Source organism: Streptomyces sp. R-07 (assembly GCF_049913175.1).
In the GTDB taxonomy this organism is placed as follows: domain Bacteria; phylum Actinomycetota; class Actinomycetes; order Streptomycetales; family Streptomycetaceae; genus Streptomyces.
Map to the genome: position 1 here is coordinate 6893274 of NZ_CP183978.1, position 18415 is coordinate 6911688.

Below are 18415 nucleotides of genomic sequence, written 5' to 3' on the forward strand. Positions count from 1 at the left end.
TCCGGTCATCTCGTGGTGCCGGGCCCGTCCGTACGGCGGGCGGGCCCTCACGCGGCGCGAGGCTCCCGCGTCGTCCCGCCGGACAGGCTCGCCCTTACGAGGGCGGCCGCCAGGCGGGCCAGGTCCTTCGGGGGAACGTGCCGGGCGAGCCCGGCCGGGGTGTGGGGCAGACCGAGGGCGGCGGCGCTCGTGCGGGAGCGTTCGTCGAAGTACGGGCGCAGCTCCGGCCAGACGGCCTGCGCCTCGCGGCAGAAGACGTCCGCGCCCACCGGGCCGATCCGGGGTACCTCCCGCAGCAGCCGGCGCAGCTCCTCGCGGTCGCCGGAGGCCTGCTCGCGCAGGCGCCGCAGATCGCCGTCGTAGCGGTCGAGGAGCAGCGTCGCGCCGTCGCCGAGCGCGGTCGCGGTGCTCTCGTCGTACCGGACGTAGTGCGCCCGCCCCAGCGCGTCCACGCGCTCCTGCCAACGGGAGCCGGCCATGGCGGCGGGGGTCCTCAGCCCGGCCGCGAACAGTTCGCGGGCGGCGGCGGTGGCGGTGGCGGCCCTGATCCGGACCGAGCACAGGACCGTGAGGACGAGGAGCTGGTACAGCGGGGCGGGCTTGTCGCGCAGGGCGATCCCGGCCTCGTCGGCGAAGGTCTGCCCGTGCTCGCGCAGCAGCCGGGCGATCGCCTGGGCCGTGTCCACCGGAGCCTCCTCCGCGGTCCGTCAGTGCCCGAAACGGAAGTGGTGACGGCGCGGATGCCGCCCCGGGGCGGCCGCGGCGTCCTCGTCCTGAGGCGTCGGCGCCGCGGCCGGCTCCTCGTACTCGCCGCCCCGCTCGCGGTAGCGCTGCCCCGCGGGCGCGGCCGCGCCGCGGACGAGTGCCCGGCGGCGCCGGGCACGCGCGGCACCCGCGGCCATCATGGCGCAGGCGAGTCCCACGATCACGGCCAGCGCCATGCCGGCGAGGAAGATCGCGAGGCCGTCCAGGGTGGCGATCCGGTTGTCCAGGAGTATGACGGCGTGGTCGGGGCCTCCGGTGTTCTCCGCGATCAGCAGCCCGATGAAGGCGCCGGTCGCCCCGAGAAGCAGCAGACCCAGCAGGAACAGCATGGCCGTACGTCCTTCCGCTGACACACCTCTCCTCCGGCACGTCGCCGTGCCGGCCCACCCCTCTTCGGCCCGCGTCTACCCGCCCGGTCGGCACTCACGCGCAACGGCACCCGCGCGAGTCGGCCTCCACGCGTACGGGACGCGGCGGCGGGTAGGGGACGGGGTAGGAGACGGGGGCCGGGGACCCGTCCGTCCGGCTCTCTGGGGCCCGGCCCCCGTCGCGACCCGTCCAGCTCCCTCGGCCCCGGCCGGGAACGTGAGCGAGAAGGGGCACGATCATGAACCTCAGCGATGACACCCCCCGCGTGGTCGTGGGCGTCGACGGCTCCCCGGCGTCGTACGCGGCGCTGCGGTGGGCCGTCCGGCAGGCGGGGCAGACCGGGGCGACCCTGGAGGTGGTCGGGGTCTACGACGTGCCCGGCGCGACCGGATGGTCCGCGCCGCCCGTGGACGCCGCCTTCGACGAGAAGCAGGCCGTGGAAGCGCTGACCGAGGAGCTCGGCGCCGTGCTCTCCCGGAGCGGCGAGGTACCGCCCCTCGAGCAGCACGTGGTCCGGGGCAACCCCGCCAAGGTGCTCATCGAGGCGTCGGCCGACGCCGAGCTGCTCGTCGTCGGCAGCCGGGGCCGGGGCGGCTTCGCGAGCCTGCTCCTCGGCTCGGTCAGCCAGCAGTGCGCCGTCCACGCGTCCTGTCCCGTCGTCATCGTCCGCGCCGACGCCTCCGAAGAGGCCGGCTCCGCGGACACGACGGCCTGACGGCCGTCCCGTACCCGCGGAGGCAGGATCCCCATGAACGCGTCGGTGTCCCTCGTCCACGTCCCCGGCGGCCCCCTCATGCTCCCGGCCGACGAGGTGACCGGCCTGCTGCGGCGCCTCGCGTCCCATTGGCTGCACTCGGCCGAGGCCGAGGACTCCGGCCTCGAACCGGAGACGGTCCAGGCCCTGGTCGAAGCGCTGACGGAGGTCGCCGACAGGATCGACGCCGAGTGCATCGCGATCATGCCCGTCAGGGACGAGGACCCGCCGACCGGGCCCAGGAAGGGAAGACGGTGAGCACGATGGGCGGGCAGCGGAGAACGGTCCGCGGACGGGCACCGTCCGTCCCGAGCACCCGGGGCCGGAGGAACCTGCCGACCGACCCGGAGGCCGGTCGGCGGGGCAGTCGCCGGTGGACCGCGTCCGCTGCCGCCGGGCGTGCGGCGGATCCGGCGGGACGTCTGTCACGCGTCAGGCCGCCTCGTAATGGTGGGCGCGGCCCTTCTTCCATGTGACCCAGGAAGGGTCGTCGAGAAGGGACTCGGCTTCGGGCAGGCCGGCGCGTCGAAGGAACTCGATGACATCACCGTCGCTGTACGCCAGACCCAGGATCTCCCCGCGCGCGGTGACGCGCCGGCCCCCCGTGGGAGAGGGCTGGTGGACGACTATCGGGGTGCTGTCCATAGGTCCAGGATGCATCAGAGCCTTACGGGCCTGGCGGCATTTCCGAGGTTTGAAATCCGGTCAACGGTGCAGATGCCTTCCTGCGCAGGGGAGGAGGTGCTCGTGAAACTCGGCTCGGGATCCCATGGAATCAGGCTGGGCAGACGCCGGGGACTTGCTCGCTGGACGCCCAAAGCCGTCTTCCGCAGGATGTCCATTCGGCTTGGGAGGGGGTGTCTGCGGCTGCTGATGTGGGGCGTGCGAGTGGGGGCTCGGGCGGCAGTGCGGGCCATGCTGCCGAAGGGGATGCGGCGCGTGATGTAGATCGGTCGGGACGGTCCGGATCCACAGGTCATCGAGTGATTGGGACCCTGCCGCGGGGGTATCCGCATGTCACGCGATCGGGGTGCCGGGCTGTCATGCCCGGCCGCCGGACCTGCGAGAGGACCGTCATGAGTGGGAGCGAGAAGGTCAAGGCCCGGATGGAACAAATCGCCGGGAGAGTCGTGATGAAGTCTGCCCACGCGCTGGGCAAGGAAGGTCTGGCGGCCAAGGGCGGAGCTCTGGAGACCCGCGGAAAGGCCCGGCAGGCGAAGGAAGAAGCGAAGGACAAGCTCTCCTGATGTGCCGCCGAGGAACGCCTCGGACGGCAAGAGACGGAATGTGACTCACAAGACAGGAAAGGACCATGGGCATACTTGCTTGGATCCTGCTCGGGCTGCTTGCGGGCATCATCGCCAAGATGTTGATGCCGGGGAAGGACCCGGGTGGCATCATCGTCACCACCCTCATCGGTATTGCGGGCGCCCTTCTCGGCGGTTGGCTCGGCAAGGTGATTTTCGACGTCGACTCCGTCGACGGCTTCTTCGAACTCTCCACCTGGATCGCCGCGATCGTCGGCTCCCTCATCCTCCTCGCCGTCTACCGGCTCTTCGCACGCAAGAAGGGGTAGCGGAGGCGGTCGGTCCGGGGGCTTCGTCAGGCAAGGCGCTCGGCCGGAAACGCCGGCCGAGCGCCTGCTCGGTGCTCAGGGGGCCTTGGCGCTCAAGGGCCCTTCGGGAGGCTCAAGGACCCTTCGGGAGCAGGGAGCCGAGGGGGCCGAGATCCAGGTTGAGTTCTTCGAGGGTGTAGCCGTGCTCGGCGCAGAGCTCGGTCATGCGGTCGTGCAGGGCGAGGAGGGTGGCCCCCAGCTCTTCTTCCTGTTCGTCGGTGAGGTCGCCCGAGTCGACGCGGCGGAGGGCCTGCCGTTCGATGAGTTGACGCAGGAGTTCGACGACCGTGAGGACGAGTTTGAGGAGGTCTTCGCCGACGCTGTCGGGGTCGGTTCGGAGGCGTTGGGCGGGGGATCGGGTGTCGCCAGGGCGGGCGGGCGGCGCCTGGAGGAGCCGGAAGGCGCCGGCGAGCGGCTCGCGCAGGTCGTCGACGTCGGGGCGGTGCGGCTGCGCCGGTCGGTCGGTGCTCATCGTCGGCCGTCGCGGGTCAGGGGGGCGCCGGACTCGGCCACGGAGGTGATGAGGGCGCGCAGGGAAATGCGTACGAGGTCGATGTCGGCGATGGACAGGACGATGTCGCCGGTGATCACGACGCCGCCGGCGAGGAGCCGGTCGAGGAGGTCGACGAGGGCGATCTGCCGGCCGGGCATCGGTTCGTGTCGTTCGGTGAGGGTCATGGCCGTGTGCCAGGGGGGTCGTCTGTCTCGGCGGGCGAGTCCGGCAGCATTGCGAAGGAGTAGGGCGCCCAGGGGCCGGTGACCTCGATGCGTATGCCGGGCAGGTCCTGGGCGGCTCGCCGGACGGCGGCGCAGAACGCGTCGGCATGGTCCTCGGGGACGAGATAGGCGTCGTTGAGGACGTTCTCCCCGTTCTCGCCGCGGCTGAGGGGGCCGGTCTGCGCGGGGTGCCGTACGACGCGGGTGGCGTGCTCGGCGGCTGTGTCGGCGATACGTTCCGCCGCTTCTCCGGCTTGCCGGTGGCGGTCCTCGCGGGCGTGGTGCTGGGCTCTGCGGGCGTGGAGGTACGCCTTCCCCGGGCTGTGTGTCGTGGCGTGCGCCGTGTCCGGGGCGGGGGTTGGGGGGTCGGGGACGACGTATGCCTTGACGCCGTACTCCGTCTGGTGGGCGAGAAGGGTGAGCCGGTCGGCGAAGGCTCGGCCTTGCTCGCGCAGGGCCGCGAGGGCGCGGCCGCCGTCCTGATAGAGGGTGGCCATCCGCAGGGGCAGCACGGTGGTATGGCCGGCGAGTGCCTGGATGACGTGGTGGTGCGCCCGGGCGGTGTTCTCGAGCCAGGCGAGGTCTTCGAAGCGGGATCTCAGCGCTTCTTCGCTCCAGGAGGCCTCGGGCACCTGGCTGGTGACGAACGCGGGGGCGGCCGGGCCGGTGTCCCGGGAGGCGAGGAGGGTGAGCGGCGCGTCTTCGACGCCGTGGAGGGCGGGCAGCAGCTCGTGCAGCCGGGGAGTGGGGACGATCGCGGCGTAGACGTAGGTGAGGGTCGGCTCGTCGTTCATGGTGCCTGCCCCTGTCTCCGGGCCGTGCGCGGCGGCGGGGCTTCGTCATGTCGCCCCGGGCCGGCTTCGGCGCTTCCGGAAGGGGTGGCTTCCAGGCGGTCGCGGCGCAGGGCCTCCACCTCGGCGCGCAGCCGGCGGTTCTCCGCCACGAGCGAGTCGTCACTGTGGCGGGAGGAGAGCGAGGGGTCGTGTTCCCACCAGTCGATGCCCATCTCCTTGGCCTTGTCCACCGAGGCGATCAGGATCCGCAGTTTGATGGTCAGAAGCTCGATGTCGAGAAGATTGATGCGAATGTCGCCGGCGATCACGATGCCCTTGTCGAGGACGCGCTCGAGGATGTCGGCGAGGCTGGCCGAGGTAGAGGACGGCGGATAGGACAACGGAGTGGCCCGGGACGGCAGTGGGCCGAGCCGGTCGGCTAGCGGGTCGGTCACGGTCCTCGGCCTCCTTCGGTCATGCCTGGCTCTGCCGGAATCTGCTGATCTCGTCGAGACGGTCGAGCAGGGCGTCCTCCTGATCGTCGAAGGTGCTCTGGTCGAGCTCGCCCAAGGCGAGTCGGCGCTCGAGGTCGGCCAGCGCGGCGTAGACGGGAGCGGGGTCGTAGTACTCGGCGTTGGCCTTGTCGACCACGCGCTGGGCCACCCACGCCACCATCCGCATGGGCGCCAGTGGCGAGGTCAGCAGGCCGGTCAGCAGCCCCATGGCTCCTCCTGACACTGCCGGGCCTCCCCGCCGTGTGGCGGGTCCTACACGAAGCTGTAGGGGGGCAGAGGCCCGTTGAAACGGAACTCGACACTCTCGGTCTGCTCGGCGAGCCCCGCCTCGGCCCGCAGGAAGCTCTTCTTCTGCTCGTCGTGGACCAGGAACGAGACGTTGAGGATCTCGCCGTCGGCCGGTGCGCGGACGCTGTGGTCCCGCGAGAGGGGGATCAGTGTCCGGACCAGACCGGAGGCGAGGACCTCCTGCCGTTCGCGTACCTCCGTGGCGACCAGTTCTCCCAGCTGCAGGGGAAGCCGGGGGTCGGCGTCGCCCGCGCGGATGCGGTCGTTGAGCAGCCGGGCCTGAGGAGTGCTTCGGAGGATGTCCCACAGGAGGACGTCCTGGTCCTGTGTGGCCCTGAGGTGGTACTCGGCGCAGCCTCGCAGCCGCTCCAGGGCCGACAGGTAGAGCTCGCCACGCTCCTCGAGAACGGACGAGACCGCCTGCTCGTCGGGGGCGGTGTAGCCGAACTGCATCGGGAGGACCGTCCCGTCGGCCATGAGGCTGTCCTGCACGTGTTGGTGGGCGGCCAGGTCCCGTCGCTTGGGCCGGATCTCCTCGTTGATCTCCGAGACGACCGCTCGCAGAGGGCCGACGGTGACGGTGCGCAGGGGGGAGGGCTCGGCGCCCACGCCCGTCAGCCCGTCCACGCGGCACGGGTGTGCGGCGGCGACGATGGTGTACACGTACAGAGGCATCGTCTACTCCCTCTCACGGCGTGCCGGGCGGCGTGCCGGGCGCCGGCGGCGGGGGGCTTCTTCCTCTTCCTCTTCCGCTTCTTCTTCCGGCTCCTCCTCATCGTCGGACCCGCCGGTCAGGGACTGCGTCACCGCTTCCACGGCGCCGCTGATGGCGCCCTTGGACTTTCCCTGAGCCCCGCTCTCGAGCGCGTTGCCGACGACGTCCGTGAGCTGGGAGGGGGCCTTGCGGCCGGCTTCGAGGTCGAGGCGGTTGCAGGCCTCCGCGAAGCGCAGATAGGCGTCCACGCTCGCGACGACGATCCGTGCGTCGATCTTCAGCAGCTCGATCCCGACCAGTGAGACCCGGACGAACACGTCGATCACGAGGCCGCGGTCGAGAATCAACTCCAGGACGTCATAGAGGCTGCTCGTACCTCCGCCGGCACTTCTGTTGATGCTGGTTCCGTCCTGTGGCACCACAGTCATGGCCGCTTCCCTTCACCAAGCGGGTCGGCCCCTGTCAGGTCGGCCCGTCGATCCCGCCCCGGCTGTACCGCCGGGTCCGCTCGTAGGAGATGAGCTCGCCCTCTTCGTCCAACGTGACCTTGTAGCTGGCCAGGACACTCGTGCTGTCGGGGATACGTTCCAGCTCGAGGACCTCGACCTGAGCCTCCCAGCCGTCCTCGATCGGCCGGAGCGACGACACCGACTCGGGGACACGGCCCAGCAGCTGCGAGAGCTGCTCCACCGCCGAGCGCATCGCCGCCGCCGCACCTCGCACACCTCGGCGCGCCGTTGCCTTGCGAGCCGGGGTCTTACGGGCGGGCCGAGCGCTTCGCGCCTCCTGGTCCTGCCCCTCTTCCGGCGGGGGCCGTCTACGGCGGGCGGGCTCTGGTGGGGCCATGACCACTCTCCTTGCAAGCTAACCCATACGCCTGCCCGCCTTCATCTACAGAAAACACGCGCATTCTTGAGAAATCCAGATTTCGACCTCTCCGAGGCATATCTGGCGTGAGACGGAGCAGCGCCGTAGTAACCGTGCGCGCGGACGCGCCCCCTCATCCGAGCGCGGGTATCCGCGGCGGCATGACCTGCCGGGGGTGACCACGGGCCGTACGCCTGGTGAAGGGAAAAGGCTCATGCAGGACACGACCAAGATCGCTCTCGCGGCCGCGGTCGCCGGAGGCTATGTACTGGGACGGGCGAAGAAGGGCCGCCTGGCCTTCAGCCTGATCACCTATGCCGCCGGCCGTCGCCTCGGCCTCGACCCGAAGGAACTCGCCACGCAGGGTCTCAAGAAACTGAGCGAAATGCCCCAGGTCGCCGAACTCGGCGAGCAGATCCGGGGCGAGGCTCTGGACGCCGGGCGCAAGGCGCTCGTGGCCACCGCGAACCGCCGCATGGCCGTGCTTGCGGACTCGCTTCGAGAACGCACGCTCGCCCTGGGCAGCGGTGACGAGGAGGAGACCGCTGACGAGGACGAGTACGACGAGGAGGAAGACGAATACGAAGAGGAACCCGGGGACGGCCGGGGCGGCTACGAGTACTCCGAGGAAGAAGCTGAAGAACCGGAGGAGGAGCCCGAGGACGCGTACGAGCCGGCCGACGAGGAAGAGCCGGAACCGGCCGACGAGGAAGAAGCGGACGCGGACGAGGAACCACCCCCTCCGCGCCGTCCGGCCCGCCGCGCCGCCGCAGCGCGCAAGTCCGAGACGGATTCGCGCGGTACCACGGCCCGCAAGGCGCCGGCCAAGAAGACGACCCCGGCCAAGAAGACGACCCCGGCCAGGAAGGCGGCTCCAGCCAAGAAGGCCGCCTCCAGCAGGAGGACGACTCCCGCCAAGAAGGCTTCGACCGCAAGCTCGGGGACGAAGTCCCGGGCGGCGTCGGGCGGCGCGAGGGGGAAGACCGCATCCTCCTCGACGGCGCGCAAGTCCGCGGCGAAGAAGACAGCGGCCAAGCCGGCGGCGAAGAAGACCGCGGCGAAGAAGACGGCGCCGAAGAAGACCGCGCCGAAGAAGACCGCGACGCGCGCTCCGGCCTCGAAGTCCGCGGCGAAGAAGACAACGGCCGCCACGACGGCCCGCCGCAAGCCGACCACGCGGAGGTGAACCATGGCCAGCAAGCGCGGCGCCGGCGGCGCCCAGTCGGGATTCGACCGGCTGATGGAAGAAGCAGGCGATTATCTGGCCGCTCAGGCGGACCAGTTGGCGGACAAGGCAGTGGACAAGGTCGGCGACCTGACCGAGGGCCTGTACGACGTGGCGGAGAACGGCGGCCGGCTCTCCGACCTCGGCGGCCGCCTCGTCCAGGGCGACTCCCCGGTGAAGGCCGTTCTCGGTCACGCGCTGGGCGGCCTCAAGGAGAAGGTCAAGGACGCGGGCTCCGGCCTTCTCGGCGGCAAGGGGAAGGGCCGAAAGGGCAGTGCCAAGGCCATGAGCATCATCGAGGCCATCGATGTCGGGGTGCCGCTGCGCACGGCCTACGACCACTGGACGCAGTACGAGGACTTCAGCAGCTTCGCCAAGGGAGTACGCAGCGTCTCGCAGGGTGACGACACGACCTCCGACTGGAAGGTCAAGGTCGGCCCCTCCACACGGAGCTGGAAAGCCACCGTTCAGGAGCAGATACCCGACGACCGGATCGTGTGGAGCTCGGAGGGAGCCAAGGGAACCACGCGAGGCTGCGTCAGCTTCCACGAACTCGCCCCCTCCCTCACCCGCATCCTCCTGGTCGTCGAGTACTACCCCTCGGGCCTCTTCGAAAAGACCGGGAACCTCTGGCGGGCACAGGGCCGTCGCATGCGCCTGGATCTGAAGGACTTCGACCGTTTCGTCACCCTCGCCAGCGAAGAGCCCGACGGCTGGCGTGGCGAGATCGAAGACGGCGAAGTCGTCCTCACCCACGAGGAGGCGCTTGAGCAGGAGCAGGCGGAGGCGGATCAGCCTGACGAGTCAGACGAGTCCGAGTCGGATGAGTCGGATGAGTCGGCAGAAGAAGCCGAGGAGTACCCGGAAGACGAAGAGGACGCGGAGACGTACGAAGAGGACACCTACGAAGACGAGGACGAAGACGAAGAGCCCCGGCGCTCACGAGCTCGACGCTGAGGCTCCCGGGTCCGTCCCGTGAGCGCTTGTGCCGTGAGGGAGGCGTTCGTACGCCTCCCTCACGGCACAGGACTCAGTGCTTGAGTGTGTCCTTCGCCTTCCGGGCGGTCTGCTTCGCATCACCGGCAACCTGCTCCGCACGCCCCTTCATCTCCAGGCTTTCGTTGCCTACGGCCTTACCGGTGACCTCCTTCGCCTTGCCCTTGGCCGTCTTCCCCATGTTCTTGGCCTTCTTCCCAGCAGCCATGCCAGTCACCTCCAAATGACCTCATGGGTCCGCTACCCGCATGACGGCGAATGAAGCCCCGAACTGCCGTTTCGCACGGCGCACGTCGGACGTGCGCCGTGCGCCGTGCGAAACGGCATGCGAGTAAAATCCGGAGCGGATCCGAACACGTGCTCCGGCCGTCCGCGCGGAGGCGGGACGGAGGGTGTCTTGACAGGTTCTGCCAGCTCCACGGGGCTGCCGTCCGGCGCTCGGGCGGACCCCGGCTGTGCCGGGCTCGCCGCCGAGAACCGCTGGCTGCGCGACCGGCTGGCCCACCGCCACCTGCTCGACCTCGCCTCCGGCGTACTCTCCGCACAGCTGCGGCTGTCCCCCTCCGACGCGGCCGAGTACCTCGACGCCCTCGCGCAGGCGACCGGACTCTCGGGCGAGGACCTCGCCGCGGACATCGTGAACGCGGCCGCCGGGGACGGCGCCCAAGCCGTCGTTCCCCCGCAGAGCGACGCCGCCCCCGCCCCCGAGCGTCACGCCGAGGGCCGCCGGGCCCGCCGGACCGCCGCGGCGGCGGAGACCGCGGACACGGTCTGCGAGGCGGCACGCACCCTCCTGGAGGAGGGGCTCGCCCCGCTCGGCGCGGACAGCCTCTGGCTGTGGCGACGCGCCGACCGCGACTGTCTGCGCCTCGCCGGGTACGCGGGGGCGGGGGCCGTGGAGGCCGCGGCCTGGCAGTGGATACCCCCCGCCGCCCCCGAGCCGTTCCGCCGAGCCCTCGACGAGGACGCACCGGTCTGGCTGGAGGCGGGTCCGGCCGGCGGCGAGCCGCTGCCGGGGCCCGCGCCGCCCGCGGCCCGCGCCGTGCTCCCGCTGCGCCGACGCGACAGGCCGGTCGGTCTCGCGCTCGTCGGCTGGCCTGGGCCGACGGCCCTCGACGGCACGGTACGGCGAACTGTCACGGGGCTCATGGAGGTGGCGAGCACGGTGCTCGACACCGCCGACCCGGCACTGACCGTCGTCCCCGTCCTCGTGGACGTACTCGACTCCCTCGCGGAGCCGGCGATGCTGCTCGACACGAGAGACACGAGAGACACGAGAGACACGAGTGACACGAGAGACACGAGCGATACGAGAGACACGCAGGGCCCGCGCGGCACACGAGACTCGAGCCGCACGAGGGACGCACGAGCCACGCACAGCTCGGCCGGTGCGTGGGTCGCCCGCAGGAGGGCCTTCGCGCCCACGGTGGAGCACCTCAACGACGAGGCGACCGCCGCACTCGGGGGCATGTCTCCCGGCGCCGGCGGTGCCTCCCTGGCCGGCGTCTTCCCGCTCGTCCACGCAGACCTGGCCCGCATGGCGCAACGCGCCGTCGGCACCGGCCGAACCCAGCGGGCCGCCCGGCTGCCGGTGTCCGCAGGGCCCGGCGGACCCCCGCCCCTCCTCGACGTACGCGTACTGCCGGCCGGCGGGGAGCGCGCCGTCGTCATGTGGCACACCGTGGGCGCCCCCGGCCTCGCGGCCGCCCGGGCGGTCGCCAGGCTGCAGAGCGTGGCGCCCTTCCGGGACAGCCTGAGCGGCGGCGGCACGGTGTGGTCGGAGGAGGCGTACGCCATCTTCGGCATGGCCCCGGCCGAGCCGCCCGTACCGCTCCAGGAGCTGCGCGAGCGGGTGCGCCCCGACGACCACGAGGCCCTCGCCGACCTGCTGACGACCTTGACCGAACACCAGACGGGCACACAGACGGTGCTGCGGATCGTGCTCCCCGACGGAGCCGTGCGCCATGTGCGGGTGGCGGCGGAGCCGCTGATCGCGGAGGGGGTCGTCACCGGCTTCGCCGGCGTCTACCAGGACGTCTCGGACAGCCGCAGGACCGAGGCCGCGCTGACGGCGACCTTCGACCACCTCACCGCGCTGCACGACCAGGCGGAACTGCGCCACCAGCTGGCGCTCCAGCTCCAGCAGGCCATCGTCCCCGAGGTGCCGGGGCTCCAGGAGCTGCCCGGGGACCTCGTGGTGGCCGCCCGCTACCGGCCGGCCGCGGAGGAGTACCGGGTCGGTGGCGACTGGTACGACGTGCTCGCCCTGCCGAGCGGGAAGATCCTCGTGGCCGTCGGCGACATCGCGGGGCACGGCATCGACTCCGTGACGGGCATGGTGGCGCTCCGCAACGCCCAGCGGGCGCTCGCCTTCACCGGCCACTCGCCGCGCCGCCTGATGGAGTGGCTCAACGAGGTGACCCTGCGCACCGGAGGCGGCACGACGGCGACCGCGGTGTGCGCGCTGTACGACCCCGAGGACCGCGGCCTGGTCTGGTCGAGCGCCGGACACGTGCCCATGCTGCTGCTCCGGGACGGCCGGGCGCGGCTGCTCGAACCGCCCCAGGACGTCCTGCTGGGCGCGGTGCCGTCGTACGCCTACCACGAGCAGCGGATCGGGCTGCGCCCCCGGGACACCCTGCTGCTCTACACCGACGGGCTCATCGAGCGCCGCCACGACGGACTGGACGAGGGGGTGGCGCGGCTCGCGGCCGAGGCGGAGCGGCTCGCGGGCCACGCGCCCGACACGCTCGTGGACGCGCTGCTCAGCACGGCGCCGGGGGACACGGACGACGACACCAGCATCGTCGCCGTACGGGTACGGGGACAGCCGCCGGAGCGGTGATGCCCTCCCCTCCCGGCCCGGCGGACTGCCCCGCAGGCCTCCTCGACCTTGCCGGCCAGCCCCTCAGCCCCTCGGACTCCAGGTCTCCTCCAGGCCTCAGACCCGCTCATCCCCTCGTCCTGGCAGCCAGGTGTGGATCTTGGCGGTCAGTTCGTCCTCGTCGACCGGCTTGGACACGTAGTCGTCGGCGCCCGCCGCCAGGGCGTCGGCGCGGTCGCCGGGCATCGCCTTCGCGGTGACCGCGATGACGGGGAGCCCCGCGCGGCCCGGCAGCCTCCTGATCGCCTTGATGGCCGTGTAGCCGTCCATGCCGGCCATCATGACGTCCATCAGCACCAGCGCGATCTCGTCGTGCGCGGCGAGCATGTCGAGGCCCGCCCGGCCGCCGTCGGCCGTCAGGACACGGAGACCATGCCCTTCGAGGACGGCGGTGAGGGCGAAGACGTTGCGGGTGTCGTCGTCCACGACCAGCACGGTCCGGCCCGCCATCCCGTCCGGCCGGCCGGAGGGGCCCGATCCGCGGGCCGGGGAGAAGGCGAGGTCCGGCAGGTCCGCGTCGGCGGCGCCCGCACCGGGGGCCGGAAGTTCGGGGAGCCCCGGCATGGGCAGGTAGAAGGTGAAGGTGCTGCCGTGGCCGGGAGTGCTCTCCGCCTCGATGGTCCCGCCGAGGAGGCCGGCCACCTCCCGGCTGATGGAGAGGCCGAGGCCGGTGCCCCCGTGCCGGCGGGCGGCCGTGCCGTCGCCCTGCTGGAAGGCCTCGAAGACGTGGTGCAGCTGTTCGGCGGGGATCCCGATGCCGGTGTCGGTGACCCGGAAGGCGAGGACGTGCCCGCCGCTGCCCAGGGTGGGCGGTGTCTCGCCGGGGGAGGCGTACTCGACGGTGAGGGCGACGCTGCCGTGGTCGGTGAACTTCAGCGCGTTGGAGAGGAGGTTGCGCAGGACCTGGCGGATCCGCGCCTCGTCGCCGTGCAGCTCGTCGGGTACGTCGTTCGCGAGGTTGACCGTGAACTCGAGGTGTCGCTCGTCGGCGACGGGGCCGAAGGTCGCTTCCAGGTACTCCGTCAGTTCACGGATGCGGAACAGCTCGTGCCTGATGTCCATCTTGCCGGCCTCGACCTTGGACAGGTCGAGGATGTCGTTGATCAGCTGGAGGAGGTCGGAGCCGGCGGAGTGGATGACCTCGGCGTAGTCGATCTGTTTCTCCGTCAGGTTCCCCTCGGCGTTCTGGGTGAGCAGCCGCGCCAGGATGAGCAGGCTGTTGAGCGGGGTGCGCAGCTCGTGGCTCATGTTGGCGAGGAACTCCGACTTGTACCGGGAGGTGCGCGACAGCTGCTGGGCCCGGACCTCCAACTCCTGGCGGGCCTGCTCGATGACCAGGTTCTTGGACTCGATGTCCTTGTTGCGCTGGGCCAGGAGCGCGGCCTTCTCCTGCAACTCCGCGTTCGAGCGCTGGAGTTCCCGTTGACCAGTCTGCAACTCCTTGGATCGGGAACGGAGTTCGTCGGCGAGCTTGCGGTACTGGCCGAGGAGTTCGTCGGTGCGGAGGTTGGCGACCAGGGAGCTGAGGACGGCTCCCGCGCTGACCACGAACCGGTCGAGGAACTCCCGCCGGAGCGGGGTGAACGGGTGGAGGGAGGCGAACTCCACGGCCCCGAGGACCTGCTCCTCGACCACGATCGGCAGGACGATCAGCATGCTCGGTTCGCCGGAACCCGCCCCGGACGCGATGGTGGCGTAGCCCGGGGGCACGTGCTCGACGAGCAGGGCGCGCCGGTCGCGGGCGGCCTGCCCGACCAGGGACTGGCCGAGGCGGAACCGGCGCGGCGCGTCGTCCGGGTCGTCGGGCGACCCGTACGAGGCGGTCATGACGAGCTCCACGCCCTCCTCGCTCTCCCGGGCGAGGAAGAAGGCGCCGTACTGGGCGGCGACCAGGGGCGGCACCTCCACCATGATCAGCTCGGCGATCTCGGGCAGGCCCCGGGTGCCCTGCAGGAGCCCCGCGATCCGGGCGAGGTTGGTCTGCAGCCAGTCCTGTTCCTCGTTGGCCCGGGTCGTGGCGCGCAGCGACTCGACCATCGAGTTGATGTTGTCGCGCAGGTCCCTGACCTCGCCGGGCGCGTCGACCGTGATCGAGCGGGTGAGGTCGCCCTCGGCGACGGCACTGGTGACCTCGGCGATGGCGCGGACCTGACGGGTCAGGTTCCCGGCGAGCTCGTTGACGTTCTCGGTGAGCCGCTTCCAGGTGCCCGAGACGCCCTCGACCTCGGCCTGGCCGCCGAGTTTGCCCTCCGTGCCGACCTCGCGGGCGACCCGGGTGACCTCGGCGGCGAAGGAGGAGAGCTGGTCGACCATCGTGTTGATGGTGGTCTTGAGTTCGAGGATCTCGCCGCGCGCCGAGACGTCGATGCGGCTGGTCAGGTCGCCCTGGGCGACGGCGGTCGTGACCTGGGCGATGTTCCGCACCTGGTTGGTGAGGTTGTCGGCCATGGAGTTGACGTTGTCCGTGAGGTCCTTCCAGGTGCCGGAGACTCCGTGGACGGTGGCCTGGCCGCCGAGTTTGCCCTCCGTGCCGACCTCGCGGGCGACCCGGGTGACCTCCTCGGCGAAGGACGACAGTCGGTCGACCATCGTGTTGATGGTCTCCTTCAGCTCGAGGATCTCGCCGCGCGCGTCGACCCGGATCTTCCGCGTGAGGTCACCGCCCGCGACGGCCGTGGCGACCTGTGCGATGGACCGCACCTGGGAGGTGAGGTTGTCGGCCATCGTGTTGACGTTCGACGTCAACTCCCGCCACACGCCCCGGGCGCGGGGCTCGCGGACCCGGCCGCCGAGCAGCCCCTGCCCGCCGACCTCGCCGGCGACGCGGCTGACTTCGGAGGTGACGAGCGAGAGCTGGCCGACCATGTCGTTGTAGACCCCGGCGATCTCGCCGAAGATGCCGACGCCGGTGTCGGGGAGCCGGACGGAGAGGTCGCCGTCCCGTACGGCGGTGAGCCCGGCGAGCAACCGCCGAAGGCCGTCCTCTCCGAGCTCCGCATGCGGCGCCGCCGCACCGGGGGGTGGTCTGCGCTCTGCCATGGGGACCTCGCACAGGGCGATCGCGGTACGGGTCCGGGCACGGGAGGGAACCCGGACCACCTCTCCACTCTAGGGGGTGTGCTGTCGAGCAGGCCTGATCGGCGAGGACACGTCCTGGGTCCGTCACGGGCGCCCGGCCCGGGCCTCGACCTCCACCTCGAACCAGACGGTCTTGCCGCTGCCCCGGGGGACCCAGCCCCAGCCGGCCGAGAGCCGTTCCAGCAGGTAGAGGCCGTGTCCGGAGGGCCGACCCGCGTGGTGCGGACCGTGCGGCCGGGGCCGTACCGGGCTCGTGTCGCTGACCTGGACCCACAGCCGGCCCCCGGCGCGGTCGAGCCGCAGTTCGTAGGGGACACCACCGTGCGTGAGCGCGTTCGTGACGACCTCGGACACCAGTAGCAGCGCGTCCTCGACGGCGACCTGCCCCGGCCGGCCCGCGCAGCCGAACCACGCGCTCAGGGCCCGCTGCGTGAGCTCGCGGCACTCCCGCACGACCCCGTCCCGCTCCGCCAGCTCGTAGCAGCGGGTCCGGGTGCTCGCAGGCCGTATACGCGTCGCGGTCATACGACTGCGGCTTCCCCGGCAGGGCCCCGCCGAATCACAGCGCGGGCGATTCGGGACCTCCGGCTCGCCGCGTCCCCCGGCCACCACCGTCGGCTCCTGTCCGGTCAGAACCGCGGGGCTCCGTGTCCGGGTCGCCGAGCGCGGCGTCGGCGTCCTCGTACACCCTGAAGACCCGTAGCGCACCGGTGATCTCGAAGATGCGGTCCACCGGCGGCCGCAGCCCGGCGAGGTCCACGCGCCCGCCCTCGGCGAGCAGCCGCAGGCGCGTGCGCAGGAGCACGTTCAGCCCGGTGGAGTCGCAGAATCGCAGGCCGGAGCAGTCGACGACGACCCGGACGGCCCCGGAGCTCTCCTTGAGCGCGCTCCGCAGGGGTTCCGCCGTGTCGTGGTCGAGCTCGCCGTCGAGCGCGAGGACGACAGTGCCGGGCCGCCTGTCGCGCCGGACCTCCACGAGGAGACGTTCCGCCCGCGAAGCCCTCGGCACTCCCGTCCGGCTCGCAGCCTCCATGGGGGTTCACCCGCCTTCCCGCGCTTCGCTCGGGGGCTGTCCGGGCAGTCCGGATGCTCCCCTCAGGCATCTGCCCCGTTTCGTCCGTTTCTGACATGCGGATCGGCGGTCCCTCCCGGGGCTACGACGCCGCGACGGGGGTAGCTGCCGGGCAGAAGGAGGGAGCGGACCATGGACACCAGCGAGCGCGGCACCCGCGTGGTGGTCGGGGTCGACGGATCACCGGCGTCGTACGAGGCGCTGCGGTGGGCCGTGCGCCACGCGCGGCTCATCGGGGCGGCCGTGGACGCGGTGGCGGCATACGAACTGCCCGGAGCGGTGGGCTGGTCCGCGCGCGCGACGGACGCCACCTTCGACGGGGAACAGGCCGCGCGGTCCCTGGCCGACGAGATCCAGGCCGTGCTCGTCCGGGCCGATGACGTGCCCGTGCGCGAGCACGTGGTGCGCGGCAACCCCGCCGAGGTGCTGACCGAGGCGTCGGCGGGGGCCGAGCTCCTGGTCGTGGGCAGCAGGGGCAGGGGCGGCTTCGAGAGCCTGCTCCTCGGTTCGGTCGGCCAGCAGTGCGCCCTGCACGCGCCCTGCCCGGTCGTGATCGTCCGTCCCGACACCACCGGAAAGAGGACGTGAGGGTGTCATGGCGCTCTTCGAACTCATGGACCTGGCCCTGGTCCCGGAGGAACGGGGCGCGCGCACGCTCTCCCCGGACCTGCGGGGCGGCGAGCCCGTCGAACTGCCGGAGGGCGCCACGGTCAGCGTCGCCCTCACCTTCCGACTGGCCGAGAACGTCGACGGACTGGCCTTCGAGGAGACCCGGTCGTACGCCGGGCAGGTGATCGGCACCACCCGGACCGCGCTCGGCGGCTTCCGGGCGGGCGGACCGTACGAGATTCGTCTGCCACCCGAGCGGCTGCCCGTCGGCCGGGCGAACTGCGGGACCTACGAGGTGTCGGGCCGGTTCGTCGACGCCGACGGACACGTACTCGCCTGGGAGACCCACCGGTTCCGCCTGGTCCACCAGCCGGCCCCGCCGGAACACACCCCGCCGAGCGCTACGCCGGTCCCGTGATCCGCGGCCCCGGCGCGGGGCGCGGCGGGCGGCGGCCCGGGAGGGCGGTAGGCCTGGCCTGCGCAGAGCCGGGAGGGCGTAGACGACAGGGCCGGGAGGGCGGTAGATCTGGCTTGCGGCAGGGCCCGGGGAGGGCGGAGGTAAGCGGCCGCCTGACCGGACGGGACCCGTCGACCGGACGGGACCCGTCGCCGGCGACCGGCGCGGTGCCTGACGCCGGCTGGACCCTGGCCTCTGGCCGGGGCGGCACTCAGGGCGCTGTCGGCCGGACTCGCGGTCCTGAGGACGGTCTTCGCGGCGGACTCGCGGTCCTGAGGACGGTCTTCGCGGCGGACTCGCGGTCCTGAGGACGGTCTTCGCGGCGGGACTCCGAACGGCCGATGCCGTCCCATGGAGGGCCGTCACGCCTGGAGGGCCGTCACGCCCCGGGCGACAGGCGTCGCGCGCCACTCACGGCGCGTCCCCCTCACGTCCGGCGGCGTCCTCGTCCCCGGTGTCCGGGAGCTCGTCGCCCGCGTGGGGGACCTCGTCCCCGGCGTCGGGCGCCTTGCCCCCCTCGTCGGGTGGCGGTTCCCGGCCGAACCGTGCGGCGCCTCGGCGCAGGCGTGCCCCCGCCCGACCGACCTCCTTCGGGATCCTCGTCGCCACCTCGTCCATCGACTCCTCGGGGGGAGCCTGGGAGCGTTCTTCCTCGCGCTGCTGTTCGGCCACGTGACGGCGATTGCCCCGGATCCCGTCGGTCATTCCCGGGACGG

General features: G+C 71.9%; 24 protein-coding genes. 8 read left to right on the top strand and 16 right to left on the bottom strand.

From position 1 onward, the window contains the following. Window positions 1-47: 47 nt before the first annotated feature. Together ACN9M0_RS31485 and ACN9M0_RS31490 are read right to left on the bottom strand one after the other, a co-directional pair. Window positions 48-686 (bottom strand): endonuclease, encoded by a 639-nt coding sequence (locus ACN9M0_RS31485; protein WP_426404609.1) that lies wholly within the window; start codon window positions 684-686, stop codon window positions 48-50. Between the two features lie 21 nt (window positions 687-707). Next, a complete protein-coding gene (locus ACN9M0_RS31490) occupies window positions 708-1094 on the bottom strand; it encodes a hypothetical protein (protein WP_366041878.1) in 387 nt (128 codons plus the stop codon). A gap of 278 nt (window positions 1095-1372) precedes the next feature. Here ACN9M0_RS31490 and ACN9M0_RS31495 point away from each other — a divergent pair, with 278 nt between their 5' ends. Both ACN9M0_RS31495 and ACN9M0_RS31500 read left to right on the top strand, forming a co-directional pair. Then, window positions 1373-1849 carry a universal stress protein gene (locus ACN9M0_RS31495; RefSeq protein WP_366041879.1) on the top strand — a complete coding sequence of 159 codons (477 nt, stop codon included), beginning with the start codon at window positions 1373-1375 and terminating at the stop codon, window positions 1847-1849. Window positions 1850-1882: 33 nt separating this feature from the next. Beyond that, a complete protein-coding gene (locus ACN9M0_RS31500) occupies window positions 1883-2146 on the top strand; it encodes a DUF6213 family protein (RefSeq protein ID WP_366041880.1) in 264 nt (87 codons plus the stop codon). Window positions 2147-2320: 174 nt separating this feature from the next. Here ACN9M0_RS31500 and ACN9M0_RS31505 read toward each other — a convergent pair whose 3' ends face one another. Then, entirely contained in the window at window positions 2321-2533 is a 213-nt protein-coding gene (locus ACN9M0_RS31505) for a hypothetical protein (RefSeq protein WP_366041881.1), read from the bottom strand. A gap of 667 nt (window positions 2534-3200) precedes the next feature. Between ACN9M0_RS31505 and ACN9M0_RS31510 the strand changes: the two genes are divergently transcribed. Beyond that, window positions 3201-3464, top strand: coding sequence for a GlsB/YeaQ/YmgE family stress response membrane protein (locus ACN9M0_RS31510; RefSeq protein ID WP_366041882.1), 264 nt, complete (start codon window positions 3201-3203; stop codon window positions 3462-3464). A 112-nt stretch (window positions 3465-3576) separates the two neighbouring features. Here ACN9M0_RS31510 and ACN9M0_RS31515 read toward each other — a convergent pair whose 3' ends face one another. Genes ACN9M0_RS31515 through ACN9M0_RS31550 form a run of 8 tightly spaced genes read right to left on the bottom strand, consistent with a single transcriptional unit; the run spans window position 3577 to window position 7357 of the window. Beyond that, window positions 3577-3975 carry a gas vesicle protein K gene (locus ACN9M0_RS31515; RefSeq protein ID WP_399696948.1) on the bottom strand — a complete coding sequence of 133 codons (399 nt, stop codon included), beginning with the start codon at window positions 3973-3975 and terminating at the stop codon, window positions 3577-3579. After that, window positions 3972-4181 (bottom strand): gas vesicle protein, encoded by a 210-nt coding sequence (locus ACN9M0_RS31520; RefSeq protein ID WP_366041884.1) that lies wholly within the window; start codon window positions 4179-4181, stop codon window positions 3972-3974. Before ACN9M0_RS31520 ends, ACN9M0_RS31515 begins: the two co-directional genes overlap by 4 nt. Continuing rightward, entirely contained in the window at window positions 4178-5014 is an 837-nt protein-coding gene (locus tag ACN9M0_RS31525; protein WP_366041885.1) for a GvpL/GvpF family gas vesicle protein, read from the bottom strand. The genes ACN9M0_RS31520 and ACN9M0_RS31525 overlap by 4 nt, the downstream gene beginning before the upstream one ends. Further along, window positions 5011-5448: a gas vesicle protein GvpJ gene (gene gvpJ, locus ACN9M0_RS31530; protein ID WP_426404610.1), complete on the bottom strand. Its 438-nt coding sequence runs from the start codon at window positions 5446-5448 to the stop codon at window positions 5011-5013. Before gvpJ ends, ACN9M0_RS31525 begins: the two co-directional genes overlap by 4 nt. 19 nt (window positions 5449-5467) lie before the next feature. Beyond that, window positions 5468-5731: a gas vesicle protein GvpG gene (locus ACN9M0_RS31535; RefSeq protein WP_426404611.1), complete on the bottom strand. Its 264-nt coding sequence runs from the start codon at window positions 5729-5731 to the stop codon at window positions 5468-5470. Between the two features lie 29 nt (window positions 5732-5760). Beyond that, complete coding sequence (locus ACN9M0_RS31540; RefSeq protein WP_399696951.1) at window positions 5761-6471, bottom strand: GvpL/GvpF family gas vesicle protein; 711 nt, start codon at window positions 6469-6471, stop codon at window positions 5761-5763. A gap of 3 nt (window positions 6472-6474) precedes the next feature. Beyond that, entirely contained in the window at window positions 6475-6939 is a 465-nt protein-coding gene (locus tag ACN9M0_RS31545) for a gas vesicle structural protein GvpA (protein ID WP_366041890.1), read from the bottom strand. A 34-nt stretch (window positions 6940-6973) separates the two neighbouring features. Then, window positions 6974-7357, bottom strand: a complete 384-nt coding sequence (locus tag ACN9M0_RS31550; protein WP_366041891.1) for a gas vesicle protein — start codon at window positions 7355-7357, stop codon at window positions 6974-6976. A gap of 235 nt (window positions 7358-7592) precedes the next feature. Here ACN9M0_RS31550 and ACN9M0_RS31555 point away from each other — a divergent pair, with 235 nt between their 5' ends. Continuing rightward, window positions 7593-8564, top strand: coding sequence for a histone protein (locus tag ACN9M0_RS31555; protein WP_426404612.1), 972 nt, complete (start codon window positions 7593-7595; stop codon window positions 8562-8564). A gap of 3 nt (window positions 8565-8567) precedes the next feature. Further along, on the top strand, window positions 8568-9560 hold the full coding sequence (locus ACN9M0_RS31560; protein WP_366041893.1) for an SRPBCC family protein: 993 nt from the start codon (window positions 8568-8570) through the stop codon (window positions 9558-9560). A 73-nt stretch (window positions 9561-9633) separates the two neighbouring features. Here the strand turns inward: ACN9M0_RS31560 and ACN9M0_RS31565 are convergent, their stop codons facing one another. After that, window positions 9634-9807 (bottom strand): CsbD family protein, encoded by a 174-nt coding sequence (locus ACN9M0_RS31565; RefSeq protein ID WP_366041894.1) that lies wholly within the window; start codon window positions 9805-9807, stop codon window positions 9634-9636. Window positions 9808-9996: 189 nt separating this feature from the next. On the opposite strand from ACN9M0_RS31565, the gene ACN9M0_RS31570 reads away from it, so the two are divergent. Beyond that, window positions 9997-12444 carry a SpoIIE family protein phosphatase gene (locus ACN9M0_RS31570; protein ID WP_426404613.1) on the top strand — a complete coding sequence of 816 codons (2448 nt, stop codon included), beginning with the start codon at window positions 9997-9999 and terminating at the stop codon, window positions 12442-12444. A 96-nt stretch (window positions 12445-12540) separates the two neighbouring features. Here ACN9M0_RS31570 and ACN9M0_RS31575 read toward each other — a convergent pair whose 3' ends face one another. The 3 genes from ACN9M0_RS31575 to ACN9M0_RS31585 form a co-directional block, all read right to left on the bottom strand. Then, a complete protein-coding gene (locus ACN9M0_RS31575) occupies window positions 12541-15522 on the bottom strand; it encodes a hybrid sensor histidine kinase/response regulator (RefSeq protein ID WP_366041903.1) in 2982 nt (993 codons plus the stop codon). Between the two features lie 123 nt (window positions 15523-15645). Further along, window positions 15646-16086, bottom strand: coding sequence for an ATP-binding protein (locus ACN9M0_RS31580; RefSeq protein ID WP_426404614.1), 441 nt, complete (start codon window positions 16084-16086; stop codon window positions 15646-15648). A gap of 34 nt (window positions 16087-16120) precedes the next feature. Beyond that, the gene (locus ACN9M0_RS31585; RefSeq protein WP_399696959.1) at window positions 16121-16594 is read right to left on the bottom strand and encodes an STAS domain-containing protein; all 474 of its coding nucleotides are present in this window, start codon (window positions 16592-16594) and stop codon (window positions 16121-16123) included. A 171-nt stretch (window positions 16595-16765) separates the two neighbouring features. Between ACN9M0_RS31585 and ACN9M0_RS31590 the strand changes: the two genes are divergently transcribed. Both ACN9M0_RS31590 and ACN9M0_RS31595 read left to right on the top strand, forming a co-directional pair. After that, a complete protein-coding gene (locus ACN9M0_RS31590) occupies window positions 16766-17221 on the top strand; it encodes a universal stress protein (RefSeq protein ID WP_366041897.1) in 456 nt (151 codons plus the stop codon). A gap of 7 nt (window positions 17222-17228) precedes the next feature. Beyond that, a complete protein-coding gene (locus tag ACN9M0_RS31595; protein WP_366041898.1) occupies window positions 17229-17660 on the top strand; it encodes a hypothetical protein in 432 nt (143 codons plus the stop codon). 450 nt (window positions 17661-18110) lie between these two features. Here ACN9M0_RS31595 and ACN9M0_RS31600 read toward each other — a convergent pair whose 3' ends face one another. Continuing rightward, on the bottom strand, window positions 18111-18404 hold the full coding sequence (locus ACN9M0_RS31600; protein WP_426404615.1) for a hypothetical protein: 294 nt from the start codon (window positions 18402-18404) through the stop codon (window positions 18111-18113). Window positions 18405-18415: the final 11 nt, after the last annotated feature.